We start from the raw sequence: 25,457 nt of genomic DNA on the forward strand, positions 1-25,457 counted from the left end.
CAGAAGAATATCAAAGTCAATTCATGCTTCACTCGACATTCAGTAACGAATCCACTTCCCTGTAGGAATCAATTTCGGCGTTTCAGGATCAACCAAATAAAGCCATTCTGGATCATGTCCTACCGTACCGATTAATACACCTAACGTATCTGGATGCTCGGGCATCGCACCTGTGTGTATAGCGCCTATGTAACTGCCTTTTCCATCGGGGTTGTACAACTGAAAACGCAATGTTCCATCACCGTTGAAGATAGCAGCATTGTGAGGGCACACAAAAAACCAAGGTGCTTCAGCAGAGCTAAACCTGTGCGGCTTTTCCTTAAACACCACCAGTACCCCAGTCCTATCAGGCAATATGTATGGGATACCAGCAGCGAAAAATACAACCTCTGAACCACTATCTAAAACTATATAGGTTTTTTTCTCTACAACCTCACTCACATCCACATGTTTAACTTGCGCCATTTCGACTTCAAAAGCGGTTCTCCCGCCCTGCCAATCACAATAGCGCTCAAAAACTGTTCCATCAGCATGCACCACCTCAGTCCTTATACATTCTACAAGATCAATCATTTCATCGACTTCAAACTGTAAAAAACGGCGAAAAAAATGGGACGGATTTATTTTCAGACACATTCATCAAAAAACCAGCCCACTTCCACTCGATATTCAATAGCGAATCCACTTCCCTGTAGAAATTAGTTCCGAAGCATCAGGATCAACCAAATAAAGCCATTCTGGCTCATGCCCTACCGTACCGATCAAAACACCTAGCGCATTTGGATGTTCGGGCATTGCGCCGGAATGTATGTCACCTATGTAGCTGTTCTCTCCATAAGGATTATGCAACTGAAAACGTAAAGTACCATCCGCATTATAAATCGCTGCATTGTTAGGATACCCGAAAAACCATGGGGTTTCGCGACTACTAAGCTTGTAAGGCTCCTGACCAAACACCACCAGAACACCGGTTCTATCCGGCAGAATAATAATCGACTCATTTATGGGCATTTCAACTTCAACACCACTATCTAAAACCAAAGCCTGTCGCACACTGATCACTTTGTGCTCTTGAGCGTAAATCATATTTCTTTTTCGTTCTTCAAAGCTCGTACACACGCCATCCCAACGAATAAACTCATGAAATGTGTGCCCACCTTCATATTCGTCCGTTAACAGAACTTCACAAATTAAATCGTTCATTCTAGCGAGCTCACCGACTTCAGAGAAAAAGGGGAAAGACCACGTTTTCGGAGTATTTTCTTAACGTGGTCAGTATCTATTTACCCTCTCAACATCATCTCAAAATGTAGCAGCATACTCATCAAACTAATATTCTACACCAAGTATTCTCTGACTTTCATAACCAGCAAAAATCAGGGTTAATCTCACAAGTCATACCAGCAGAAACAAGAGTATTTCTAACCTGCAAAACCTTCTCTGCATGACCGACGAACACCAGAGCAAATTCTCGCTGGAGAGTAGTTCTGGAAGACAATAAATTACGGCCTGCAACTTCAGGGGAAAACGGGGACAGACCACGTTTTCGGAGTACTTTCTAAACGTGGTCTGTCCCCATTTATTCTCCCAAGCATCACTACTCGCGTCATAGTATCTGTACAGATCAGCATCAGGCCAAACCTTATCGTATGCCGTCAGCACACCTCGCCACGTTATCGGGGTGCTTTTAAACGTGGTCAGTCTCCTTTATCTCCCATAAAAAATAAACCCGCCCCCTTTTCAGCCCTCGCTCCATAAATTCAACTTTTAGACTTCGCCACCAAGGTCACTTTCCACAATCGACCATTTTCAGAAAACTCCATCCGCAAGTCATGCGTAGGTAGCTCATATTTACTCCACTGGTGAATCAGGCCAATCAACATATCGACCTTGGCTGGCCCACCCTTGTCGGCAGGACCTAATTCTCTCACGACATCTTGACCTACCCAAGCTTGAGCCACGCGATCAAGCACATCTGCACTGTACGCCGAATAACCCTCGTGAGGCTGCACAAAAAAATGGATATGATTTAATTTCCCTGAGCAAAACCCAAACTCCAACCCGGATCTTATAAACTTATAAAATACTGTTTTCCCATCCGGATCATTATAGCTGTCCGGCGTTTCGGAAACAGTTGGCGGTTCTTGAACTTTCCTCCAGAGATCTATAACAACCGGCCCATGCTCATCCTGCCCAAGAGATTGAACACAGTCAGACCATAACTTCATTATTTAATAACTCCCGCTGCACGATTTCGATCCACGGTTTTCTGAATTGTCTCATCTACGAGTTTTGAGTCATATCCTTGGTTATTGAGATTTTCTCGCAGTGCATTTGTGTCGCGGCACACTGCTCCGCACAGATCCGTCGCATCTTGTTGAACCCGCTCCCGAGTATTTTTAGAAAAACGGGGACAGAACACGCTTTCGGAGTGCTTTCTAAACGTGGTCTGTCCCCATTTACCCACTTCTATCCCCTCTCAAGAAGCCCACTGGGTTTTCTCGGGAAACTCGCCTTTTACGAAGAGCCGAGCGAGCTTCATGCCCGCTCTCTCCGACCACTTTCCGCTTACATCCAACGGGCACTCCTTTATGACGATTATAGTTTCCTTTATTTTATCTAGCCGTATCAGACCTATATAGCTGCCCCGACCAAACGTGTATTCAACATACTCTTCAGTCTCCACAACCTTGTCCATCTCTATATAAATAGCCACGTACACCTCTCACTCTAACGGGCTTGGATAACGCATCTGTGTTTTATCATGAGAAACACCATAATCCTGTCTAAATATACCCTCGAATCTGGACTCGAAATACTCATGCTTGAACAGTTGGATATCTTCCTGCTTAAAAGTACCACTTTGAAATCTCGACCAGGTTTCTGCGATACCAGCATCAAGATCAAAACGACCTACACTTCCATCACGCATAGTATGCTCCTTGAAGAAAAGGTGATCTTTAACCCGTTCAACTCGAAACTCCAAAACCCCCAAATTTTTCGCAATAGTAGAAACATCATCAGTGGTAGTCCGGATACTTTCGAGGTAAAACGGGGACAGGCCACGGTTTCGGAGTGCTTTCTAAACGTGGTCTGCCCCCATTTATTCATTCGTCCGAAACCAGCCTGCCAGTATCTATCCAGCGACATCACTTTTTCTCCCGCCAAGTAACACTGCAGTTTGCACAGGTGTCAACTATAGCGTTTTCGTAGTTCCACCCTAATCTCTAACGCCACGCGGGGTGGAGGGGGCAACGCACTGTTAAAAATTACCAGCCCAGCCCTTTTACCCCTTCAGATGAACTTCAGAATTTTCAGGTCATGTCGAAACGACTCTAATTCACCGGCAGGCACTCCGGCCAAAATATTATCAATTCCATTTTTGGTTATTTGCTTTTCAAGCAATTGGCGCGTGCGGGAACACCAATCGTGATGCCATCCACCAGATAGAACCACCAAAATTACCCGCCACATGAAGTTCTCTACCGGGCGTTCAAATACGTTTTCAAATTGATAATCGACATAACCCAGGATCTGCTCATGAGGCCATCCCTTCGTCACCGCATGATCTCGGCATCCCTCGTAATAGCACTCCAGCGCCCATGATTTAAGGGTTTCATACGTAACGCGCTCTTCGTGCAACATCTCAGATTCCTTTTTTCTTGGTTGGACGAATTACACCACCATTATCGAAAATATTGACAGAACGAGGATACGGGGACAGACCACGTTTCAAAGTGCTTTCTAAACGTGGTCTGTCCCCATTTATCTCCCTTCATGAGCAAACTTTCGATCTACCTAATCATTGTGCACACAACCCCCTACTCAATTTGCATCTTTTCACTCTAAAAACTTAATACTAACGGGCTTACATCACCAGAACTTAAAAACTCTTGAAAACAAGAAACAGCAACCCCTATATCTCTTGTAATTAAACGTTCTTGATAGTAACCCCCCAAAACGTCAATCAGTTTTTTCCAGCTGACGTATTATTAAAGGTACGCACGACGTGCCCCCATCATTTAGGTATTGATTTAACATCAGAAGATAATTTCCAGAATCAGCATAAAGATTAATTTCGTAAGGCCCAGCTTCAGGTGCAGGGGTAATTGACAACGAAGCGACCCCATCGAATTTACTATACTCAAATAAAATAGATTTAACATCCTCCATAGTCGGCTGATGAACAAGAGGGATTTGCAATCTACCGTGCTCAGGACTAAGCGTATACCCTCCGATTACCATCTATTTCTTCTCCTTAATGGACTTCATACCTGGCTCCCAGTAGTAGTTTTTCGGCAGTCCTGTTTTATCATCTATAGCGCTTACGGTTAAAGAGTAAAAAGGGGACAGGCCACGTTTTCGGAGTGCTTTCTAAACGTGATCCACCCCCATTTACTCTCTCATTATTCGCTTGCAACGAATACTGAACACCACACGCGCCATGGCTAGTGTTAGACAACTAATCCTGATTAGGATTTATAATTATCAAACTCCCAGAAAAATACCTTCCCTAGTTCTACCACGATAGCTTCCCAGGTGTCCCCCTCGCAGCGACTCACACATTCATGAATAAACCCTTTAATAGTCGAAAAATCATATTCTCGAACAATTAATAAACCTCTCCCCCAACGAGGCTCCCACATTGTATCTTCTAGCCACCTTGGAGTGCAGATGAATAGCTCAAAATCATCTGCCCCATGTGCACAATCAAGTCCAATCCGAATACGAAGACTTAAGAAAAATTTTTCTACGCTCTCAGGAATGTAGGTCTCGACATCAAAAACATCACTAGAAATACCTTTTATAACAGCACGCATAATACCTCCTATTGAGGCACGTTCAGATGGCCATTGCTTACTTTACGCGCTGACCTGTTACCGAGGAGAAAACGGAGAAAACGGGGACAGACCACATTTCATGAGATTGTCGATTTTTTCGGCCTTCCCGGGCTACCTCGCTGCACGCGACGACCGATCATTGTCTCGACATCAACAGCAAATTTTGAATCGCCAAAAATATTATTTCCATTGGTCGCGTCACGAATCTGCTCAACCAACTCTGACTCTAAGTCATTTTTGAACAGTTCGCGGTAAGCATCTGCCGGCTGCCCGCCCTGCCCTCCAAGCGCCAAATACTGAGCATGAGGGGTAACAACGTGTGAGTGTTCTGATTGTGCGTTAATACGGTAACTTGACCAGCGATATTGTGCCGGATGAGCTACCATTTTCGCTCTGACTGGATTCATTTCGATGTACCGATAACAGCACAACAAATAGCGTTCACTCTCAACAAGACATGAACGATATCGGCCTTCCCACAAACTTCCGCTACGGCGATACGTACGATTTACATATTGGACGTATCTCTGGCCTACACCTTTCATCAGCAGGCTTGCGCTGTTGGCATTATGAGGACTTACTAACAAATGAACGTGATTAGTCATCAAGCACCACGCATGTATATCGCAATCATTTTTAGAGGCCTGTTCGGCCAAAAGCTCCAAATAAAAAAGGTAGTCTTCCTCGGTAAAAAAACAAGCAGTTCTATTGTTTCCTCGCTGAATCAAGTGCAGTGGTACGCCTGGTATCAAAACTCGGGATCTACGCGGCATCGTTGAATCCTTTCAATTGGTCGAACTGAAAGCTTAGCGGGCCGCAAGGCTAAAATGATGGCAAAATTTTACGTATTGTTTCAGCCAATTAGATTAAACGTGGTCTGCCCCCATTTGTTCCAGGCATCAAAGCGTTCAAAAACGACACCATTGTCCAGCTCTACAACCGTTACAACCTTATCTATTAAGGCTTTCACTTTAGCGTACTCACTGCGGTCTAGCCTCCCTCACAAAGCTTTTACAAAAAGTAAAATAGGGAGAATTTTATTTTTCCAGAAGAATATCAAAGTCAATTCATGCTTCACTCGACATTCAGTAACGAATCCACTTCCCTGTAGGAATCAATTTCGGCGTTTCAGGATCAACCAAATAAAGCCATTCTGGATCATGTCCTACCGTACCGATTAATACACCTAACGTATTTGGATGCTCAGGCATCGCACCTGAATGTATAGCGCCTATGTAACTTCCTTTGCCATGAGGATTATGTAACTGAAAACGCAACGTGCCATCAGTATTATAGATCGCAGCATTGTGAGGGTATACAAAGAACCATGGTGCGTAAGGAGAGTCTAGCTCGGATGATTCTTCATCAAACACCACCAGCACTCCCGTCCTATCTGGCAGTATGCATGGGATACCAGCAGCAGAAAATATAATTTCTGAGCCTTTATCAGAAACTATATATGTTCTCAGCTCTACAGCCTCGCTCACACGCCTGTACTTAACCTGCGCCATTTCAACTTCAAAATCAGTTCTATGCCCCTGCCAATCGTAGAAGCTCTCAAACACCGATCCATCAGCATGCACTACCTTATTTTTTATACACGCAACTAAATCAATCACTTCAACGCCCTCAAACTATCAACATCAACGTGATAAAACTCAGGATTTGTACGAGGGGTTTTATCCATAAAATTGATCTGGTGTCCTCCGCCCGGGAGACGCATCTCTTGCTCGGCATCCCACATATCACCCGCGGTGCCTTCACGTACGCCTACACCCGGTTTCACGGTAAATTCAACCTTGTACAAATTTCCTGATTTAAATTCTGTAGAAATAGCCAATTTACTTCTGACGTCTTCCATTGTGTTCACTGGAGAGTCTGTTGCCCATCCACCTAAGAAAGATGCAGGATTTTTTTCTTTAAGTCACTACCCTTTATGGCTTCGTATTGCGTCTGATCGATTACCATCGTCATCGTTCGCGGCTGATCCAATACCTTATCGGTGACGATTGTCCCCTCTTTCCAAGCTGGACGTTGTGTTGCCCAGTAAGGAGGTTTCACACCACCCGCCTGCTCAGTCAATAGCGCATCATTCGCCGTTTTCTGATCATCCACACGCGGCAGACCATCACGATCAGTGACCTGTCCAGCGTTGATATTCTCCGCACGATGCTCTCTCCCCGGAGCAAAGTCACGCTGTCCAGACAGTCCAAAACCTTCTGCATCGCGAGAGGCGTTGAATTCAACTCTAGAGACTTCAGATGTGGCGCCTGTGGCAGTTCCAGTCTTCTTGGGGGCCAAAACCAACGCCCCAGTCCCTTCGAGGTATTTCCCTGCACCTTTGAGCAGTATTAATTCAAGTGCGGCTTTTGCTGCTTCCGTCCCGTAGTCACGAAGCGGATTCACATCACCGGGGTATGTTTCACTGCTGAAGGACGCAAGTACCCTGTCGCCTTGGGTGTATTCGTAAGGTGCAAACAGTCGCCCGGTAGCTTCCCAGCTTTCCAGGAAGGAAGCGGCACCCCCTGCTCCGGACAGTGCCGGCAGAGTGCAACCAACGAAAGTGACGCAAGCAGGGCTTGTCAATACCGCCCCGCTATAACCCAATACAGCGCCCGCCCCGGCGACTATTGCCTGGACGGCATTACCAGAGCGTTGAACGCTTTCTTCATTGCGCACCAAGCCATCGTTGACCTGGTCCCATTTCGAATATTCGTCGAAGGCTCTGGTGGCGAAAAGCGCATCTTGTGCATCCTTGAAGCCTCTGCCATCGGCCTCCAGTGCTGTCAGCGCCTCATAATTGGCTTTGTCATCCGGGTGAACCGAAGCACTGCAATGAACCAGGGCGCAAGCTGCCGCTTTGAGTTGATACGCTTTTTCGGGATTTTCTTTTTGCAGCTTTTCCAGCGCCAAGACTTCTTTTTGATGGAGCTGGCGGTTGTACTGGTCAGCCATCAAAGCGACCCACGATGCCTTGTTGACGTCTCCGCCGGCCAATCCAGCGGCTGTCAAACCGACAATCTGGGAAAACGCCTCGCGCAACTTGGGCAGCGTGTCGAAAGTAGAGTTGAGTGCTCCAGCCATGGCCTGACTGGCGCCTGCGGCCACCGCGCCGGTTTTGAAATCTCCACCGGTTGCGCTGGATATCGCGCCGCCCATCAACGCGTGCAACGCGGTGCGGCCAACGCCGCCCTCGGCCCACATCGCCATACCCGTCGTATCACCCACATCGTGTGCTGCTTGCCAGTGATCCTGGGCGTAGCCCCCGACAAAGTTGAACGCGGTGGCGGCAGCCACATTGCCTGCCTGGGAAATCAGCCCTTCCTTCAGGTTCTCGCTGTAGCTGCCGCCGCTGATCACGGTTTTTATGGCCCCGCCTGCAAGGCCCTGTGCACCCGCATGAACGGCGAATCCACCAATACCTTGAAGAGTATTTAGGTCAAATCCTTTTGTAATATTGTTGAACGGCACCGTGTGGCCGCCGAGTTGTGGATCAATTACACCCTTTGTAACGCCAGCTGTTACACCAGCAATCGCTGCATTTTTCAGGCTGTCCTTACTGAAGGTTTCCTTGACTACGGCACCTAGATTGCCCTTGTTATTGATTGTGCTAACAGCCGCGGTGCTGGCCATGGTTGTCAGCACGCTCGTCGCAATCACATTACCCAGCCCTGCCGCAGCGGCAGCGGTGCCGGCACTCGTTGCCGTTGCCGCAGTCGCTACCGAAGCCGCTGCCATAGTGCCGCCCGCACTGGCGCCCATCGCCGTACTAGCGGAGGCCACCAACGTACTGGCAGCACCGGCCGTCAATACTGTGACAATAATAATGATCGCCAGCATCGCGCCCTGACCCAGGCTCGAACTGCTGTATTTGAACGATTCGTGAGTTTCCTTGATTAGGCGCCAGTCCACGTCACCGCGCTTTTCGGCTTCTTTGAGCCAAGCCAGTTGCGGATCTGCCTTGACCATTGCATCAATGGTCTGGCTGATCGATTTCTGGTTGATCTGTTTGATGTCGATGTTCAGGCCATCAACCGCCTTGATGACCAATTGCCCCTGAGCAACCAGCTCGCTTTGGCGCAGGATCTCGTCGGTTTTGCCTTTGCCCGACATCGAGTTCCAGGACAGGCTGGTATTACTTTTTGTATGGCTCTCTTGATGCAGGTCCTTCACGCCCTCGAACGTAACGGCCCCACCACTGCTGATAATCAGGTCGTTGCCACTAGAGAGCTTGGCCGCCTGGTAATGCTGATCGCCGCCACTGGCGAGCAGCATGCTGCCGCCGGAGGTGATTTCGCTGCTGATGTTTTTCACATCAGTGACTTCGTCATGCTTGGTTTTCTTGCTGCCGAAACTGCCCTTCTTCTTCATGTCATATAGCGAGTAGTCCATATCTTGAGCAGCAAGGACATCGAGACGATCACCTGCTACCAGATAGGCTTCATCGCCAGCAGTGACGCGACTGGACACCACGGCGAGATTTTGCCCAGCGGCCAGCGACACGTCGCCGCCCGCCGTGATTCCCGACATGACCTGACTGACATGATCCTCTTGGCGCTTCTCTTTTTTGTTCCTGGATTTGGAGTGTTCTTCATCCGCCGCCGAACTGATAAGCATGTTCTCAGTTGCCGTCATCGACACATCACGCTTGGCATCGATCTCACTGGCAATCACATTGATATCGCGCTTGGCCTCAGCCTTGAAATCACGCCCGGCCTCGATATCAGCCGCCAGTTGGGTGATGTCGCTTTTGCTCGATCTTGAGCCCAACGAAACGCTGTCGTTAACCTGCACAGACGACACATTTACGTCGCGCCCCGCGTTCAACACCATGTCCTGACCACTTTTCATCACGCCGCCGACGATGTTGATGTCGTTGGCCGCTTTGACGGTCAGGTCGTTGGCCGCCTCGATCCGCGCTGCGTTGTCGGCAAAATCCTGATGCCGGGTGACGGAGCCGTACTGGTCGTCCATCGAGGTGATGGTCCGCTCGTTGATCACATCGCCGGTACGCGTGGTCAGGCTGACGTCCTTGCCGGCAATGATGCCGCCGGCCTTGTTGACGATGCTGTTGGTCGCCAGCAGATCCAGACGGTTGCCCGCCTCGATCGAACCGCTGTTGACCAGATCCTTGCCCGCTGTGGCGGACAGGTTATTGGTCGCTTTCAGAGTCCCGACGTTCTCGAGGTTTTCCCCGGCAATCAGCGTCACATCGTTACCGGCGATCAACGCGCCGGTCGGGCCGAGACGGCCGTTGGCCTGCGCCAGATACACCACTGGCACCAGCACTTTTTCGCCGTTCACTTCGTGCTCTTCGAGCCAGACGATGTCGTGGGTCAGCGCGGCGACTTGCTGCGACGTGAGGCCGACGCCAACCGACAGGTTGAGCGCGTCCTTGCTGGCGACGGCGTTGTTCATCAGGTACTTGAACATGGCCTCGTTGGAGGTCTGGCCATCGAGGAAGGCCTGCCCGGTGCGGGCGGTCACGGCTTGCTGGATCAGGCGCTGTTCGTAGAGACCGTCGCCCAGACGCTTGGCGCTCTGGTCGGGGTTGTAGCCGAGTTTTTCCAGCAGGTAGTCGGAGCTCATGAACGACTTGAGGTCGGTGAGTACCGGGTTGGTTTCGATCAGGTATTTGTGCGGGTTCGATGGCGCGGTGGTGTCTGGCAGGCCAGTGACACGCGTGACCGGGCGGTTGTCGATCGACTCTTTGGCGTCGTTGCCTCGGTCTTTCATCCCAGGGCCAGCGGAACTCACCGGCACATTGACGTCGACAGTGCTGGCGACAGCCTTGACCACACTCGGGTCCCGGTGGAACGTATCCACTGCGCGAGTGCTGTCGGATACCTGAGCCGGAGAATCGATAAACAAGTTGCGCGGCCCGCCGCTGGTGCCAACGACCATGTGGTCCTGAGCATTGACCGCTTCAGTGCCGACAGTCCAGGTTGGCGCAGGACCAGAGTTGCCAGACGATGTAGCGTTGCTGGTGCCTTGGCCGCTCAAACGGAACAAACCGTTTTCACCGGTTGGCAGAGAAAAACCGGGCAAGCTCAGCGGGTTGACTTGTTGCTGAGCGAGGTCAGGCGGCAGTTGGCTGTTGATGTGAACGACTGTGGTGCCGGTGTTTCCGACTTTGGTATCAGCAACTTTATTGGTACCGCCACTTGGGGCGTAGTCCCCGCGGACGACGCTGTTTACTACTTCCCTGGCTGCGTTGATCGAGACGTTGCCGCCTGCCTGAATCACTGCGTTGCGTGAGTTGTTGGTATCAGTTGCACCGGTGCTGTTAACCGGGGTTTCGAGGGCGACGCCTTTCGCGTAGGGGGCCAGTTCACTCGGTATTGCCATCAGATTATTGGGGTCATACTTCGATGGCGTTGAGGTTTCAAAGCCAGCGGTATATCCAGACATGGCCCGGCCATATTTGCGACTACCGACGTTTTCGCCGGTCTCGGCGTCGACGATGACGATGCCATTGCCCACGGTTTTGGCGATCGCTTTACGGATCAGGCCTTCCGGCGCGATGACGTAGTACACAAACGGGAAATCAGGGTTGTTGCGCTGGTTGTACGGCAAGATCACGTTGGCCATGAATTGCGCCGTGGTGCCCGTGCCCATCTCGAAGTTGTACTGGCGCGTGACTTCGACGGTCCCGCTCTTGGCGCCAATGTTCTTCAAGCTGTCGGCGGTGATGGTGATGTTGCCACCCGCCGCTACCGTGCTTTTGCTGTTGAGGAACGTGCCGCCGGTGAACGTAAAATCCTTGCCGACATTGAACATCGCCGAGGCGCTGGTATCGGTATCGAAGAATTGGTAAGTCTCACGAGTGGCGAGGAAGTTGTTGAAGGTACCGCCAACACAGTCGCCACAGCTGGCTGCAATCAACCCGGAAATGAGCTTGCGCTCAACCGACGCCGTCGGCCCTTCAGTGCGGTTCTCAAACACATCGGCACTGAGCGTAAACCCGCCCCCGCTCTCCATCGAGCCGGAAATGTTGTACACCCCCGCTGCTCGCGCCGCGCCGCCATACCCGCCGATCACCACATCGCCCAGACCGTAGAAATCACCGTGCTGGTTGGTCAGCGTGCTGACGCCAAGGGTCATGTTGTTGCCGCTGAAAATCAGCCCGCGATCATTGAGCAGCGAAGGCGTATTGATGATGAGGTTCTGCGCCGCGCCCAAAGTGCCGTAGTTGGCAACACCGCCCGCGTTGATCGTCAGGTCTTCGCTGGAGGTCATGCGCCCGGCGTTGGTGAGCTGCCCGCCGACATTGACGGTCGACGCGGCGCCCACCGCGAAACTGCCGCCCGCCGCGACGTTCATCTGCGCGGCGGAAAGGTAAGCGCCGCGCTGACTGGTCAAGCGGCCGCTGCCGGCATAGGTTCCGCCGATCTGCATATCGAGGAAGCCATCACTGGCGATCAAGCCATCGTTTGTCCAGTTGCCGCCACGGATCTGCAGGTAGTCGGAAGCCAGCAATTTGCCGTTGGACGTCTGGGTGAACTGGCCGACGTTGACGTTCAGGCGACCGGCCTGAATGACGCTGGAGTTGCTCCAGCTGTCGGCGTTGAGCTCCAGCAGCCCACCCGTGACGATGCTGCCGCCAGCGCCGATGACATTGGCGGTGGAGATGTCGAACTTGCCGCGTCCGACGTGGTTGAGTTGCCCGCCGGCGTTGAGGAAACCGCCAACGGCAATGGTCATGTCGGTATTGGCGGTTTCCAGCACGCCGTTGCGGTTGTCGAGCAAACCGCCGATCTGGAACAGGGTCTTGCCGGTATTGCCCAGCGAACGCAGCCGTCCATTCTGGTTATCGACGCTGGCCGCTTTGACGGTCAGTTGGCTATCGCTTTCGATCACGCCCGCGCCGTTGCTCAACGCACCACTGAGGCCGAAGTCGATGCGGTTGGCGGCGATTTGTCCGTTGGTGTTATCCAGACTTGCGCCGATGACGCCCAACAGTCCTTTCGCATAAAGCACACCATTGGCGTTATCCAGCGCCGCAGTGGTAATGCTGCTGTCGCCTGCTTGCGCGGAGATCCGTCCGCCGTTGTTGCTCATGCCCGCCAATGCCGACAGCGTCAGGCTCTGAGCCTGAATGATGCCGCCCTGACGGTTGTTGTTCAGGTCAAAACCGTTGCGCAGAACGCCAACCGTGCGCGCTTCCAATGCACCTTTGATGCTGGAGAGCGTACCGCCGCGGTTGTCGATGTTGGTAGCCTTGATGAAGACGTTGCCGTTTTGCGCGATGACTTTGCCGCTCTGGTTATCGAAGTCGCCGGTGACTTCAAGCGTCAGTGCCTTTTCGCTCTGGATCGAACCTTTGCCGTTGAGCAGGCTGGCCGCGTTCAGCTGAACATCGGCGTTCTTGCTGTAGATCAAGCCGTCAGCATTGTTTTTGACGGTGCCAGTCGCGGTGATTTGCAACTGGTCATTGGCGGCGAGAGTGCCCTTGTTGCTGTTATCCAGCGAGCCGGTGCGCACGTCCAGAGTGCTCTGGCTGGCGAGCTGGCCATTCTGGTTGTGGAGATCGGTCACGCCCTTGATCAGCAGCGCACCAGTACCGGCCAGTTTGCCCGCGTTGTTGTTCAGGTCGCCGCTCAGGTCGAGGGTGATCGCGCCGTTAGCGGCAATCTGACCAGCGCCGTTGTCCAGGCGCGAAGCCGTGACATTGATTGCCTGTTGGGCGTTAACAGCACCGCCGGCATTGGTGAACGCCGTGCTGACGATATCCAGCGCCGCACCACTGGCAATCAGGCCGTTTTGGTTGTTATTGAGTGTGCCACTCAGGGTCAGGGTCTGTCCCGCGCCACTGCTGAGATTGCCTTTGTTGCTGTTGTCGAGGCTGCCTGCCTTGATGTTCAAATTGCCTTGAGCGACTACAGCACCGGCGCCGCTATTGAGCAGCGCGTCTTTAAGGTCGACCGTTATGTCAGAGGACTTGCTGGACAATGTGCCGCCGTCGCGGTTGTCCAGGCTATTCCCGTTGACCGTCAGACCTTGCCAGCCGGAGATCAGGCCTTTCTGGTTAATCAGACCGGTGCCGCGCACCAACAGTTTTTCACCGCTGATGATTTTGCCGGAGGTGTTGTTGAACGCTTGGGCGATCAGGTCAAAACCGAGATTGCTGGAGACTTCACCGCTCTGGTTGTTGAGGTCACGCAGGCGCTTGAGGGTCAGTGGACCTTTGGCGGTGAGCAAACCGTTTTGATTGTCGAGGTCGCCATTGGCCAGATCTACAGTCACGGATTTGTCGCCCATCAGGCGCCCGCCATTCTGGGTCAGCGAGGTCAATTTCAGATCGATGTCACCGCTGGCGGAGACTTCGCCAGCGTTGCTGGAATCGAGGTGCGTGGCAGTCAGCGTCAGGTCGCCATGGCTGTTGATCAAACCACCGTCGCGGTTGTTGAGCTCGGCGCTGTCCATGCGCAGCGACTGCACTGCGCTGATCAGGCCTTTGCCATCGTTGCGCAGCAAGCCATCAACGGTCAGGTCAAAATCACCTCGGCTGACCAGTTTGCCCTCGCTGTTATTCAGACTCGCGGACCGCACATCGATCGACTCAGCGCCGATCAAACCTTTGACGTTGTCCAGCGCCTTGGCGATGCGCAAGGTCAGGCCCTGATTGCTCAAGAGTTTGCCGTTGCTGTTGTCCAGATATTGCGCGGCCAGGGTGAACGCTTCACCGCTGGAAATGATGCCGCCCTGGTTGTTGACGCCGTTGAGTTGCTTGAGCAGCAGCGCACCCGGCGAGTTGATCAGACCGTTCTGGTTGTTCAACTGGCCATTGCTCAGATCGAGGCTCAGGCTGGAGTTGCTGAACAGCTTGCCGCCCTGTTGATCGAGGCCCGCGACCGATGCGATCAGCGCAGCCTGACTGCCAATACTGCCGGCATCGTTGTTGGTGACCTGACCGGCGACGAGACTGAGGGTGTTGGCGCTGCTCAGCGAGCCGGTGCTGTTATCGAAAGCACCGGTAACGACGGTGACCGCACCTTTACCACTGAGCGTGCCTTTCTGGCGGTTATCGAGGCTGCCGCTGGTGAGCACGAGCGCACCGTCGGTGACGATTTTTCCGCCCTGGTTATTGACGCTGCCGGCGCTGTCGAGGGTCAGATCCTCGGCACTGGAAAGACTGCCCTGAGTGTTGGTCAGTTGGGCTGTCTTGACGCCCAATTTGCCCTCACTGCTGACTTTGCCTTGGGTGTTATCGAATGCGCCGCTGAGGGTCAGTTGCAGGTTTTGCTGGCTGAGCAATTCGCCGCCGCTGTTGTTCAACGACTGCCCTTGCAGAGTCAGTAGCGTGCTGGCGCTGATCAGGCCTTTGTTGCGGTTGATCAGTTCATTGACGGTCAGGGTCAACGCGCTGCCGCTGAAGATCTTGCCTGCGTCGCTGTTATCGAGCTTTTTACCCGTCACCAGCAGATTGCCGTTGGTGCTGATTTCGCCGCCACGGTTGTCAAGATCATCGACCGTCAAGGTCAGGTCTTTGCTCGCACCGAGCAAACCCGCCTGACGGTTATCGAGCACATTGGCGTCGACCTGGAGTGCGCCAGTGGCGAGCAGTTTACCTTTCTGGTTATCGAGTTTTCCGGCCTTGACCGTGGCATCGGACTTGCCGGCGATGCTGCCGCTACGGTTATCCAGCGTGTCTGCCGTGAGCGTGAGTTTTGCGTCGGCGATGACTGTACCGAGTTGGTTATCCAAGGTCTTGTCGGTCGTCAGCAGCAAATCGCCACGACTGCTGATCAGGCCTTCGTGGTTGTCGAGGCTGTCGCTATGGATGTCCAGCGATGTGCCGGAAAGACTGCCTTTGAGGTTGTTCAACGCCTGCGCAATACGCAGCGTCAGCCCCTGCTGACTGATCAGTTTGCCGTTGCTGTTGTCCAGGTCATGAGCCGCAATCTCGAACGCTTTCTGACTGGAAATTTCACCGCCCTGGTTGTTTACGCCATTGAGGTTTTTCAGCAACAGCGTGCCGGGAGCGTTGATCAACCCCTTCTGGTTGTTCAACTGGCCGTTGTTCAGATCAAGAATCAGGTTGCTCTTGCTGAACAGTTCGCCGCCTTGCTGATCGAGGCCGGTGACCGACACGTCCAGCGCTTGCTGGCTGGCGATTCGGCCAGCGGCGTTATTGACCTGAGCGGCTTTGAGCTGCAGAGAAGCTTCACTGGTGATCTTCCCGCCCTGACTGTTGTCGAGGTCGGCGGTATCGATCCGGCTGTTGCCTTTGCCGACCAGCAGGCCTTTCTGGCTGTTGTCCAGACGACCGCTGCTGAAGGTCAAAGTGCTGTCGGTGCTGATCGAACCGGCCTGGTTGATCACGGCGCCACGGCTGGTGATCTTCAGAATGCCGGCGCTGCTCAGGCTGCCGGCGCTATTGTCGATGCGTCCGACATTGGCCGTCAGCGTGCCTTCGCTGCTGATGACGCCTTGCGTGTTGATCAAGGCATCGTCGAGGGTAATGACCAGCCCTTTGAGGCTGTCGAAACGACCCGCGCTATTGTCCAGAGAGCTACCGGTGAGAGTCGCTACGCCTTTGGCGTTGATCAGGCCTTTGCTCTGGTTGATCAATTTGGCAACGTTAAGAGCGAGGTCAGTCTCGGCGAGAACTTTGCCTGCCGCACTGTTATCCAGACGCTGGCCCGTAATGTTCAGCAACAGGCTGCTGGAGATTTCGCCGCTGCGATTGTCGATTTCCTCGACATTCAAAGTCAGCGCTTTTTTAGCGCCCACCATGCCGCCGTTGCGGTTATCGAGGGCCTTGCCGCTGAGGTTCAGGTTGCCCTGCGCGACCAGTGCACCACCCTGCTGCTGCAACACGCCGATGGTTGCGCTGAGGTCACTCTGACTGGAGATTCGGCCCGCGGCGTTTTGTACCTCACTGGCGTTCAAGCTGACCGGGCCAACTGCGCTGACCAGACCGCCGCGGTTGTCCAGACGCGTGCCTGTATAGGCGATACCGGCCTTGCCGCTGACCACGCCTTTGTCGCGGTTGTCCACACGGTCGACGTTTACCGCCAGTTGCTGGTCAGCCTGAATCACGCCGCCCCGGTTATCCGCGGTATCGCCGCGCAGTGCCAAAGTGCTTTTGCCGATGACTTTTCCCGCACGATTGTCGAGGCTGCCAATTTGCCCGTCGATGGCACCCTTGGCGGTGATTTCACCTTTGTCGCGATTGTCGAGCAAACCGCTGACGCGCAAAGTCATACCGCCATCGCTGACCACTACACCGCTCTCGCGGTTATCCAGGCTGGCCCCTTTGAAAGTGACTGATTGGCCGGAACCGAGCACACCGTTACGGTTATCGAGGGCACCACGAAGGTCGATGCTCAGCCCCAGATCGCCGAGGATCTGCCCGCCACGGTTATTCACCGTACCGGCAGTCACATGAGTCATGCCGCCGCTGGAAATTTCGCCGCTCTGGTTGTTCAGGGTTTGCGCGGTATTGACCGTCAGATTGCGGCTGGCGGTCAGGTTTTTCCGCTGTTGTCGAGGCTCTGCGCGCTCAGGCTCAGATCACCGCTGGCGTTACGGCCGCCGTCGGCATTGACGCCTGCGTCGATAGCACCAGCATTGGTCAACTGGCCGCCGGCACTGAGATTGATACTGTCACGGGCGGCGAGGGTCTGGCGGTTGGTCAGGTTGCCCTGGGTCTGCACGTTCAGTGCGGTGCCGGCGTAGACCGGGCCGCGCGTTTCGAGGCTGGCGGCTTTGACGTTGACTGCGCCGGTGGCCGAGGTATCGGCGAGGCTCAGTTGACCATTGGCATCGAGCTGAATGTCGCCGCCGCTGGCAATCAGTTTGCCGTCGAGCTTCACCCCGACCCCGGCCTCGGTGCCGACCAGCTTGATCGCCCCGGCGTACATGCCACCCAGCGCCGAGGAGTCGATGGCCAGTTGCGGTTTGGCGCTGCCGTCATCGGCGCGGGCGGTGGCGTTCAAAGTCTGCGCGTTGACGTCGTTGCGCCCGGCGACGATCGTCAGATTCTGCGCCTGAAGCTGTGCGTTGATCTTTGCGCTGCGGGTGATGATTTCGAAGCGATCAACGTTGCTCGCGTTGAGTCCCGCGCCCTCGATGGCGACAGAACCCTGATCAACCTGGAAGCGATCCAGTCGACCGTTGTCGAGCACCGGTTTACCGGTGCTCAACGTCACCCTTGGCGCGTTGATGAAGCCACAACCATTACAAGTGATGCCATAAGGGTTGGCGACGATCACGCGTGCCGACTGCCCCGCCACCTCGGTGTAGCCACGTAGCTGGCTCGGGTTGCCGCTGATGACTTCGTTGAGAATCGTCTGCGCCGAACCGCTGTTTTTCAGGTTCGGGTTGTCGATGATGTGCCCGCCCAGCTGCGTGAGATTATTCTGGCTGGAGCCGTTGTTGAGGATCAGCCCCTGCGCGCCGACGTTGTAATCATGAAACTGGTTATGCGACAGCCCGCTGCCATTGGGCGTGGCGATGTTGATGATCGGCACGCCATTGCCGGCGCGATCCAGCGAGGTGTTCGGGTTGGCCACCACGATGCCGTCGGCCTGCGCCCACATCGGTTGCCAGAACATGACGTTCGCCAAGAGAAACGCCAACCCGCGCTTGGGCATGCCCAGAAAGTGCTCGCGGTTTTTTCGGCAGCAGCAGGCTGACCAGCAAGAAAGGCGTATTGGCGAACGTCCATGTTTAAAATCTCTTTACAGCGAGCAGGGAATCGGAATTGAAGAGAGGCGCGGCACTCCCGCCGACAGGCACACGCTTTGGCGCCGATCAGAAGAAATAGTCGTTACGAGGAAGATAGTGGCGCACTGATATCAAATAAGCAGCGCGATATTAGATGGCCACTATTTTGGCGTCAATTAATGGATGCATCGCCCATGCATTGCCGACGAATGGCCAAGGTGAAATTCAGCGATCCGTCAGCAGCCCCGCGGATCCACAACCAGCCCTGCCGCAGCAATAATCTGTAAACTCTCCCCTCTTTCGCCGCCCTTCACTTCCTCGCGGCCATCACCTCTTTAATTGTTGCGGAGTCCACCTTGCGTCTGTTTCACACCTCCGACTGGCACCTTGGGCAAAACCTGCACGGCCAGGAGCGCGATTTCGAGCATGCGTGCTTTCTCGAATGGCTGCTGGGCCAATTGAAACTGGCGCAGCCGGATGTGCTGTTGATTGCCGGTGACATCTTCGACACGGTCAATCCGCCGGTCAAAGCCCAGGAACGCCTTTACGATTTCATCGTCAGCGCCCATGAACAGCAGCCGTTGCTGACCATCGTGATGATTGCCGGCAACCACGATTCCGGATCGCGGATCGAGTTACCCGCGCCGCTGATGCGCCGTTTGCGCACGCATGCGTTGGGTCGGGTGTTGTGGCTGGATGACGGGCAATTGGATGCCGAACGCCTGCTGCTGCCATTGCCGGATAAAACCGGCGAAATCGCCGCGTGGTGCCTGGCGCTACCGTTCCTGCGCCCGGCGGAGGTGACCGGCGCGCACTTGGGCGACAACTATCTGCGTGGCATCGGTCAGGTGCATGAATGGCTGATCGCAGCGGCCAACGCCAAGCGCCAACCGGGTCAGGCGCTGATTGCGATCAGTCACGCGCACATGGCCGGCGGTTCGGTGTCGGAAGACTCCGAGCGCAGCCTGATCATTGGCAACGCCGAAGCCCTGCCCGCCAGCCTGTTCGGGCCGAGCATCAGTTACGTCGCCCTCGGCCATTTGCACAAGCCGCAGAAGGTCAACGGTGAGGAGCGCATTCGCTACAGCGGTTCGCCGATTCCGTTGTCGTTCTCCGAGATCAAATATGAGCATCAGATTCTCGACGTCCTGCTTGAGGGGGAAACCCTGATCAGCGTCGAGTCGAAACACATTCCGAGATCGGTTCAGCTACAACGCATCGGCCCGGCGCCGCTGGCCGAGATCCTGCTGCAACTGGCGGACTTGCCAAACATCGACCTGCTCGCCGAAACCCAGCGCCAGCCATGGCTGGAGGTGCGCGTAACCCTCGACGAGCCGCAACCGGACCTGCGCCATCAAGTGGAAAACGCCCTGCAAGGCAAAGCCGTGCGGCTGGTGCGCATCGCCGCTGAATACGCCGGCAACCGAGGCGCTGACGGCGAGGAGGACGGCACCACGCTGATCGAACTCGACCAACTCACTCCGCAGGAACTGTTCAGCCGCGCCTGGCTCGACAACTACGGTAACGAGGTCGATGAGCAGACGCTGAAGGACTTCGCCGAACTGCTGCAAGACGTGCAACTGGAGGGCGAGCAGCCATGAAGATTCTCGCCATTCGCTTGAAGAACCTCGCCTCGCTGGCCGGGCCGTTCGAGATTGATTTCACCGCTGAACCGTTGGCCAGCGCTGGTTTGTTCGCGATCACCGGCCCGACCGGCGCCGGTAAAAGCACCCTGCTCGACGCCTTGTGCCTGGCGCTGTTCGGCGCCGTGCCGCGACTGAACAACACCGGCCGCGACGCCAAAGTCCCGGATGCCGACGGCGAAATCGCCACTGGCGACCCGCGGACCCTGCTGCGTCGCGGTACCGGCGAAGGTTATGCCGAAGTGGATTTCGTCGGTGTCGATGGCCGCCGTTATCGAGCGCGCTGGGAGGCCAATCGCGCCCGCGAGAAGGCCGGCGGCAAGTTGCAGGCCAGTCGTCAGAGCCTGCGCGATATCGATCAGGATCAACTGCTCGCCAGCCAGAAAGGCGAGTACAAGACGCAACTGGAAGCCGCGCTGGGCCTCAACTTCGAGCAGTTCACCCGCGCCGTGCTGCTGGCCCAGAGCGAGTTCAGCGCATTCCTAAAGGCTGACGATAACGACCGCAGCGAGCTGCTGGAAAAACTCACCGACACCGCGCTGTACACCCGTCTCGGCCGTCGCGCCTTCGATAAAACCAAAGAGGCCCGCGAAGCGCACAAGCTGTTGCAGGATCAGGCCACCGGGGTCACGCCGCTGGCGCCCGAAGCGCGCGCTGAGCTGGACGAGCGTTTCAACGCCGCGCAGCAGCAGATGAAGTTGCAGCAGGCGCAGCTCAAGCAGCTTGAACAACAGCACAGTTGGCTCAGGGATCTGCGGCTTTTGCAGGACGCGCAGCAAGCTGCCACCGAACAATTGCACAGCGCACAGCAGCAATGGCAAGGTCTGGCCGGAGAACGCGTGAAGCTGACGCGTCTGGAGCAACTCGGCCCACAGCGGCATCAGTTCGCACGCAAAACCGAACTCGATGCGTTGCTGGCGCCGTTGGCGGCACAGATTGCCGAGCACACCCGGCAGCACGCCGAATTGACTGAACGCCAGACGCAGCTTGAGCAGACTCTCGATGCCGCGAAAGTCGCACTGACCGACGCGCAACAAAGACAAAACGAAAACGCACCGCTGCTGCGTCAGGCCTTTGAAGAGCAAAGCACCCTCGCCCGCCTGGCCAGGGACGTCGCCGCTTGTGCTGAAGCCAGAGCCAATGCGCAGCAGGCCTGTACCGATGGCCAGAGCGCCATTCAAACTTTGCAGGAAAAGCAGGGCCAGGTCGCCGAACGCTTGCAACGCATCGCCACCGAGCTGGAACAAAGCGCCCATCTGGCGCCGCTAAGCGACGCCTGGAATGCCTATCGCGATCGTCTCCAGCAATTGATGTTGATCGGCAATCGGCTGAACAAGGGGCAGGCCGAACTGGCGAACCTCGAACAAAACGCCACTCGCAGCGCCGAGGAGTTGACCGCGCAGAAGCAGCAACTTGAAGTGCTGTTCAACGAGGCCGGCGCCGAACCCGACGCCGTTGCTGAACAGATCGGCATCCTTGGCACGCTGTTGCAAGACAACCGCAAACAATTGCGCGCCTTCGAAGACCTGTCGCGCCTGTGGGCCACTCAGCAGGAGTTGGACAAGCGCGGCGCCGAACTGCAACAACGCCAGCTCAGCGCTCAGCAGCAACGTGAGCGCCTGACCCAGGACGGCGTGAAAAGCAAAGCCGAACTGACCATCGCCGAGCAAACCCTCAACGTCACCCGCGAACTGCTTGAGCGCCAACGCCTGGCGCGCAGTGCCAGTGTCGAAGAGTTGCGTGAGCAGTTGCAGGATGACCAGCCATGCCCGGTGTGCGGCAGCAACGAGCACCCCTACCATCAGCCGGAAGCATTGCTGCAAAGCCTCGGTCGCCACGACGAAAGCGAGCAAGCCAATGCGCAGCAAGTCGTCGATCAACTCAAGGAAAAGCTCAGCGAACTGCGCGCCGACGTGGGGGCTGTCATTGCTCAGCAAAAAGAGTTGCTGCAACAGCAGGAACAATTGGCGAGTCAGCAACAGGCCCTCGCGCCGAGCCTCGACGCGCATCCGTTGTCCGCGCAGTTGCTGAATCAGCACGCCGACAAGCGCGACGCTTGGCTGCTGCGCCAGAACGAACAGTTGAACCAGAGCATCACTCAGGACGAACAACGCCAGAACGCCCTGCTCACCCTGCAACAGGATGCCGCGCGCCTGACGCAACAATTGCGTCAGGCGGAAACCGCGCACCAGCAAGCGGCGCAACACCTGAGTAATCAGCAACGCGAACTGAGCAGTGACCGTCAGCGCCTCGACGAAGAGCTGACGGCGTTCGGCAATCTGCTGCCCGCCGAGACTCTTGAAGCCTTGCGCCTGGAGCCGGCGGCGACGTTCATGCAGCTCGACCGGCAGATCGCTGAGCGCCTGGCGCAAGTCGATCAACAGAAAGAAGAACTGGCCGAGCAACAGCAACGCCAGCAGACGCTGGACAAAGAACAGGATCGTCAGCAAACCCGCGTGCAGCATGCGCAAACGGCTGAGCAGCAGTTCAACGCGCTGGCCGGACAACAGCAAATCTGCCAGGAAAAACTCGCGCAATTGCTCGGCCAGCACAGCAGCGCCGAGCACTGGCAACAGCAGTTGGAACAGGCTGTAGAACAGGCGCGCAACGCCGAAACCACGACGGCGCAGGATCTGCAAAACGTCCGCACACAGCTCGTGCAGATCGCTGCCGAACTGAAGGCACAGCAACAACGTTTACACGCGCTGGAAAACGAAGATCAGGATCTGGCCGGCAAGATTGCCGACTGGCGCGCCCGTCACCCGGAACTGGATGACGGTGGCCTCGAAGACCTGTTACGAGTCGACGATGCGCAATTCGCTGATCTGCGCCAACGCTTGCAGCAAAACGAAAAAGCCGTCGAGCAGGCCAAGGTGTTGTTGCAGGAGCGCGATCAGCGCCTGCTGGATCATCAGGCCCAGCACAACGGCAACCTCGACGCCGAGCAACTCGCCAGCGCACTGACAGAACTGCAAAACCAATTCACCGTCAGCGAGCAGCACTGCGCCGAATTGCGCGCTGAACAGGTCGAGGATCAACGCCGGCAGAACGCCAATCAGGCGCTGGCGCAACAGATCGCTGATGCCTACGCCGAGTTTCAGCGCTGGGCGCGACTGAGTGCCTTGATCGGCTCCGCTACCGGCGACACCTTCCGCAAGATCGCCCAGGCCTACAACCTCGACTTGCTGGTGCATCACGCCAACGTGCAACTGCGCCAACTGGTCAAACGCTATCGCCTGAAACGCGGCGGCAGCATGCTCGGCCTGCTGGTGATGGACACAGAAATGGGCGACGAACTGCGCTCCGTGCATTCGTTGTCCGGTGGCGAGACGTTCCTGGTGTCGCTGGCGTTGGCGTTGGGTCTGGCATCGATGGCGTCGAGTACGCTGAAAATCGAATCGCTGTTTATCGATGAAGGCTTTGGCAGCCTCGATCCGGAGTCGCTGCAACTGGCGATGGACGCGCTCGATGGCTTGCAGGCGCAGGGCCGCAAAGTCGCGGTGATTTCCCACGTGCAGGAAATGCACGAACGGATTCCGGTGCAGATTCAGGTGCAACGTCAAGGCAATGGTTTGAGCACATTGGAGGTGAAATGAACACGCTGTATTCCTTCCGCCGCTGCCCGTACGCCATGCGTGCGCGGATGGCGTTACGTTACTCGGGTGTACCGGTGGACATCGTTGAGGTCAGCCTCAAGGCGAAACCGGCCGAGATGCTGGCGATCTCGCCCAAAGGTACGGTGCCGGTGCTGGATGCCGGTGGGCGGGTGATTGATGAGAGCCTGGAGATCATGCGCTGGGCGTTGGCGCAGAATGATCCGGACAACTGGCTACTCGACGGGGACTCGTTCGGGGCGTTATGGATGGACAAGCTGATTCAGGGCAACGATCAAGTGTTCAAGGTGCACCTGAATCGCTACAAATACGCCGAGCGCTATCCCGAACAGCGGATGGAGGTTTATCGGGCTGAGGGCGCGTTGTTTTTGCAGAAGCTGGATGAGTTGCTGACGGATCGCGATTATTTGCTGACTGATCATCCGAGTCTGGCGGATATCGCCCTGCTGCCGTTCGTTCGGCAGTTTGCGCACGTAGATCGCGAGTGGTTTGCGCAGGCGCCTTACCCGCGTCTGCAGGCTTGGTTGCACAATTTCCTCGAGTCCGACCTCTTCACCTCGATCATGAAGAAATAGCTCTAAACCCGGCATCACACAGCACCTGTGGCGAGGGAGCTTGCTCCCGCTCGGCTGCGCAGCAGTCGCAAAACCATTGGATTCGGTATATCAGCAATACTGTATTTGCTGGATTTGGGGCTGCTTCGCAACCCAGCGGGAGCAAGCTCCCTCGCCACAATGGATCGCGTTGTCTACGCCAGTGCATCGCACATCCCGAGCGCCATGCAATCCACTTCGAAGGGGCCGAGGAAATTGGCGGCGGCCTTCACCGGTGGATTCCCCGCCATCAGCCCCAACGTATTCGCCCGTTCGATGTTATGCGCAATGGTGTGATTGGCCTCTATGGCCCGCGCCAGCCCGCCGACCGAGCCTTGGCCGATTCCCAGCAATGAAGCGCCGTTGGTCATGACCGCCAGACTGGCGATGACCCAAAGTCTGTAGCCTTTCATGCGCCGCCAACTCCCGCGAGTTCAGCCCGGTCGACCATCACGCTCTGCGAGCGGACTTCAAACTGGATGCCGGGGTGAGCGACTTCAATCGGTGCGCTGAAGCGGTGTTCCATTTGCGAGGCGATGCTGACGACCAGCACCACGGCCAGGTAAAGACCGATGGCCAGGTAGGCGCCAAGTTTGGCTGAATGAATGATTGCGCTGGCCATGGTGTTCTCCGTGGGCATGTTTCGATGGCCACAGAATCGATCAAAACAGCTGAGGCAACCACTCAGGGTTTGCCATAGTGAACATCAGCTTCGTTGATTATTTAGCCGGTCTATTTGCGCGGTTGAGAAAACCTATGACTGTGCTTCACGCACACGTGTAGCAGCTGCCGAAGGCTGCGATCTTTTGACGTTGAAGATCAAAAGATCGCAGCCTTCGGCAGCTCCTACAGGGGAGTTTTGTGCAGACTTTCAGTGTTGGGCTTTGTGATCCAGGGCGGCGTAGAAGTTGGCGCTCTGTTGCAGGTATTTCTGGGTGTAGCTCTGGGTGTGGGATTTTTTGCTGCTGATTTCAACGTTGGCGCTGGCTGGCAGAACCACGGTGGCAGAGATGGCGGAAGCGGCAATAACGGAGAAGAGATTAAAGTTCATGGCGGTAACCCTCGTGTTCGGTTGGCTTGCTTGCCCGGTTG

General features: G+C 55.3%; 21 protein-coding genes. 3 read left to right on the forward strand and 18 right to left on the reverse strand.

What is annotated here, in order from left to right; translation table 11 throughout:
• Nucleotides 1–39: 39 nt before the first annotated feature.
• The 15 genes from JFT91_RS14345 to JFT91_RS30250 all read right to left on the reverse strand — a co-directional run bounded on the left by JFT91_RS14345 (nt 40) and on the right by JFT91_RS30250 (nt 18,442).
• Nucleotides 40–636, reverse strand: coding sequence for a hypothetical protein (locus tag JFT91_RS14345; RefSeq protein WP_201232787.1), 597 nt, complete (start codon nt 634–636; stop codon nt 40–42).
• A 33-nt stretch (nt 637–669) separates the two neighbouring features.
• Nucleotides 670–1,203: a hypothetical protein gene (locus tag JFT91_RS14350; protein ID WP_201232788.1), complete on the reverse strand. Its 534-nt coding sequence runs from the start codon at nt 1,201–1,203 to the stop codon at nt 670–672.
• A 557-nt stretch (nt 1,204–1,760) separates the two neighbouring features.
• Nucleotides 1,761–2,228, reverse strand: a complete 468-nt coding sequence (locus JFT91_RS14355; RefSeq protein WP_201232789.1) for a DUF6392 family protein — start codon at nt 2,226–2,228, stop codon at nt 1,761–1,763.
• Between the two features lie 251 nt (nt 2,229–2,479).
• Nucleotides 2,480–2,716 (reverse strand): hypothetical protein, encoded by a 237-nt coding sequence (locus tag JFT91_RS14360; protein ID WP_201232790.1) that lies wholly within the window; start codon nt 2,714–2,716, stop codon nt 2,480–2,482.
• A gap of 9 nt (nt 2,717–2,725) precedes the next feature.
• Nucleotides 2,726–2,932 carry a hypothetical protein gene (locus tag JFT91_RS14365; RefSeq protein WP_201232791.1) on the reverse strand — a complete coding sequence of 69 codons (207 nt, stop codon included), beginning with the start codon at nt 2,930–2,932 and terminating at the stop codon, nt 2,726–2,728.
• Between the two features lie 362 nt (nt 2,933–3,294).
• Nucleotides 3,295–3,645, reverse strand: coding sequence for a hypothetical protein (locus JFT91_RS14370; protein WP_201232792.1), 351 nt, complete (start codon nt 3,643–3,645; stop codon nt 3,295–3,297).
• Between the two features lie 200 nt (nt 3,646–3,845).
• Nucleotides 3,846–3,971, reverse strand: coding sequence for a DUF6911 family protein (locus JFT91_RS30235; RefSeq protein ID WP_518524874.1), 126 nt, complete (start codon nt 3,969–3,971; stop codon nt 3,846–3,848).
• Nucleotides 3,964–4,245, reverse strand: coding sequence for a DUF6911 family protein (locus tag JFT91_RS30240; protein WP_518524870.1), 282 nt, complete (start codon nt 4,243–4,245; stop codon nt 3,964–3,966). Before JFT91_RS30240 ends, JFT91_RS30235 begins: the two co-directional genes overlap by 8 nt.
• Complete coding sequence (locus JFT91_RS30245) at nt 4,246–4,353, reverse strand: cytidine deaminase-like fold-containing protein (RefSeq protein WP_518524875.1); 108 nt, start codon at nt 4,351–4,353, stop codon at nt 4,246–4,248.
• Between the two features lie 119 nt (nt 4,354–4,472).
• Nucleotides 4,473–4,820, reverse strand: a complete 348-nt coding sequence (locus JFT91_RS14375) for an Imm8 family immunity protein (protein WP_201232793.1) — start codon at nt 4,818–4,820, stop codon at nt 4,473–4,475.
• Nucleotides 4,821–4,918: 98 nt separating this feature from the next.
• Entirely contained in the window at nt 4,919–5,614 is a 696-nt protein-coding gene (locus tag JFT91_RS14380; protein ID WP_201232794.1) for a transposase, read from the reverse strand.
• Nucleotides 5,615–5,926: 312 nt separating this feature from the next.
• Entirely contained in the window at nt 5,927–6,460 is a 534-nt protein-coding gene (locus JFT91_RS14385) for a hypothetical protein (protein ID WP_201232795.1), read from the reverse strand.
• Nucleotides 6,457–6,702, reverse strand: a complete 246-nt coding sequence (locus JFT91_RS14390; RefSeq protein ID WP_201232796.1) for a hypothetical protein — start codon at nt 6,700–6,702, stop codon at nt 6,457–6,459. The genes JFT91_RS14385 and JFT91_RS14390 overlap by 4 nt, the downstream gene beginning before the upstream one ends.
• A 32-nt stretch (nt 6,703–6,734) precedes the next feature.
• Nucleotides 6,735–17,318, reverse strand: a complete 10,584-nt coding sequence (locus JFT91_RS14395; protein WP_518524876.1) for a hemagglutinin repeat-containing protein — start codon at nt 17,316–17,318, stop codon at nt 6,735–6,737.
• The gene (locus tag JFT91_RS30250; protein WP_518524871.1) at nt 17,315–18,442 is read right to left on the reverse strand and encodes a filamentous hemagglutinin N-terminal domain-containing protein; all 1,128 of its coding nucleotides are present in this window, start codon (nt 18,440–18,442) and stop codon (nt 17,315–17,317) included. Before JFT91_RS30250 ends, JFT91_RS14395 begins: the two co-directional genes overlap by 4 nt.
• A gap of 429 nt (nt 18,443–18,871) precedes the next feature.
• On the opposite strand from JFT91_RS30250, the gene JFT91_RS14405 reads away from it, so the two are divergent.
• The 3 genes from JFT91_RS14405 to JFT91_RS14415 are packed head-to-tail and all read left to right on the forward strand — an operon-like array spanning nt 18,872 to nt 24,347.
• Nucleotides 18,872–20,116 carry an exonuclease SbcCD subunit D C-terminal domain-containing protein gene (locus JFT91_RS14405; protein ID WP_201226716.1) on the forward strand — a complete coding sequence of 415 codons (1,245 nt, stop codon included), beginning with the start codon at nt 18,872–18,874 and terminating at the stop codon, nt 20,114–20,116.
• A complete protein-coding gene (locus JFT91_RS14410; protein WP_201232797.1) occupies nt 20,113–23,754 on the forward strand; it encodes an SbcC/MukB-like Walker B domain-containing protein in 3,642 nt (1,213 codons plus the stop codon). The genes JFT91_RS14405 and JFT91_RS14410 overlap by 4 nt, the downstream gene beginning before the upstream one ends.
• Nucleotides 23,751–24,347, forward strand: a complete 597-nt coding sequence (locus JFT91_RS14415) for a glutathione S-transferase (RefSeq protein ID WP_201232798.1) — start codon at nt 23,751–23,753, stop codon at nt 24,345–24,347. Before JFT91_RS14410 ends, JFT91_RS14415 begins: the two co-directional genes overlap by 4 nt.
• A gap of 173 nt (nt 24,348–24,520) precedes the next feature.
• Here JFT91_RS14415 and JFT91_RS14420 read toward each other — a convergent pair whose 3' ends face one another.
• The 3 genes from JFT91_RS14420 to JFT91_RS14430 all read right to left on the reverse strand — a co-directional run bounded on the left by JFT91_RS14420 (nt 24,521) and on the right by JFT91_RS14430 (nt 25,416).
• Nucleotides 24,521–24,778, reverse strand: a complete 258-nt coding sequence (locus JFT91_RS14420) for a hypothetical protein (protein WP_201232799.1) — start codon at nt 24,776–24,778, stop codon at nt 24,521–24,523.
• On the reverse strand, nt 24,775–24,987 hold the full coding sequence (locus JFT91_RS14425) for a hypothetical protein (RefSeq protein ID WP_201226719.1): 213 nt from the start codon (nt 24,985–24,987) through the stop codon (nt 24,775–24,777). The genes JFT91_RS14420 and JFT91_RS14425 overlap by 4 nt, the downstream gene beginning before the upstream one ends.
• 249 nt (nt 24,988–25,236) lie before the next feature.
• On the reverse strand, nt 25,237–25,416 hold the full coding sequence (locus tag JFT91_RS14430; protein ID WP_201148133.1) for a hypothetical protein: 180 nt from the start codon (nt 25,414–25,416) through the stop codon (nt 25,237–25,239).
• Between the last annotated feature and the right edge of the window lie 41 nt (nt 25,417–25,457).

The sequence above is a fragment of the Pseudomonas sp. TH08 genome (assembly GCF_016651275.1).
Lineage (GTDB): Bacteria > Pseudomonadota > Gammaproteobacteria > Pseudomonadales > Pseudomonadaceae > Aquipseudomonas.

Bases quoted from the DNA above. Each gene is read 5' to 3' on its own strand.
- JFT91_RS30240 (WP_518524870.1), bottom strand. From the start codon at position 4,245: ATGGTAATCGGAGGGTATACGCTTAGTCCTGAGCACGGTAGATTGCAA.
- JFT91_RS14390 (WP_201232796.1), bottom strand. From the start codon at position 6,702: ATGGAAGACGTCAGAAGTAAATTGGCTATTTCTACAGAATTTAAATCA.
- JFT91_RS14420 (WP_201232799.1), bottom strand. From the start codon at position 24,778: ATGAAAGGCTACAGACTTTGGGTCATCGCCAGTCTGGCGGTCATGACC.
- JFT91_RS14410 (WP_201232797.1), top strand. From the start codon at position 20,113: ATGAAGATTCTCGCCATTCGCTTGAAGAACCTCGCCTCGCTGGCCGGG.
- JFT91_RS14380 (WP_201232794.1), bottom strand. From the start codon at position 5,614: ATGCCGCGTAGATCCCGAGTTTTGATACCAGGCGTACCACTGCACTTG.
- JFT91_RS14425 (WP_201226719.1), bottom strand. From the start codon at position 24,987: ATGGCCAGCGCAATCATTCATTCAGCCAAACTTGGCGCCTACCTGGCC.
- JFT91_RS14365 (WP_201232791.1), bottom strand. From the start codon at position 2,932: ATGCGTGATGGAAGTGTAGGTCGTTTTGATCTTGATGCTGGTATCGCA.
- JFT91_RS30250 (WP_518524871.1), bottom strand. From the start codon at position 18,442: ATGCCCAAGCGCGGGTTGGCGTTTCTCTTGGCGAACGTCATGTTCTGG.
- JFT91_RS14375 (WP_201232793.1), bottom strand. From the start codon at position 4,820: ATGCGTGCTGTTATAAAAGGTATTTCTAGTGATGTTTTTGATGTCGAG.
- JFT91_RS14415 (WP_201232798.1), top strand. From the start codon at position 23,751: ATGAACACGCTGTATTCCTTCCGCCGCTGCCCGTACGCCATGCGTGCG.
- JFT91_RS14345 (WP_201232787.1), bottom strand. From the start codon at position 636: ATGTGTCTGAAAATAAATCCGTCCCATTTTTTTCGCCGTTTTTTACAG.
- JFT91_RS14370 (WP_201232792.1), bottom strand. From the start codon at position 3,645: ATGTTGCACGAAGAGCGCGTTACGTATGAAACCCTTAAATCATGGGCG.
- JFT91_RS14350 (WP_201232788.1), bottom strand. From the start codon at position 1,203: ATGAACGATTTAATTTGTGAAGTTCTGTTAACGGACGAATATGAAGGT.
- JFT91_RS14430 (WP_201148133.1), bottom strand. From the start codon at position 25,416: ATGAACTTTAATCTCTTCTCCGTTATTGCCGCTTCCGCCATCTCTGCC.
- JFT91_RS14355 (WP_201232789.1), bottom strand. From the start codon at position 2,228: ATGAAGTTATGGTCTGACTGTGTTCAATCTCTTGGGCAGGATGAGCAT.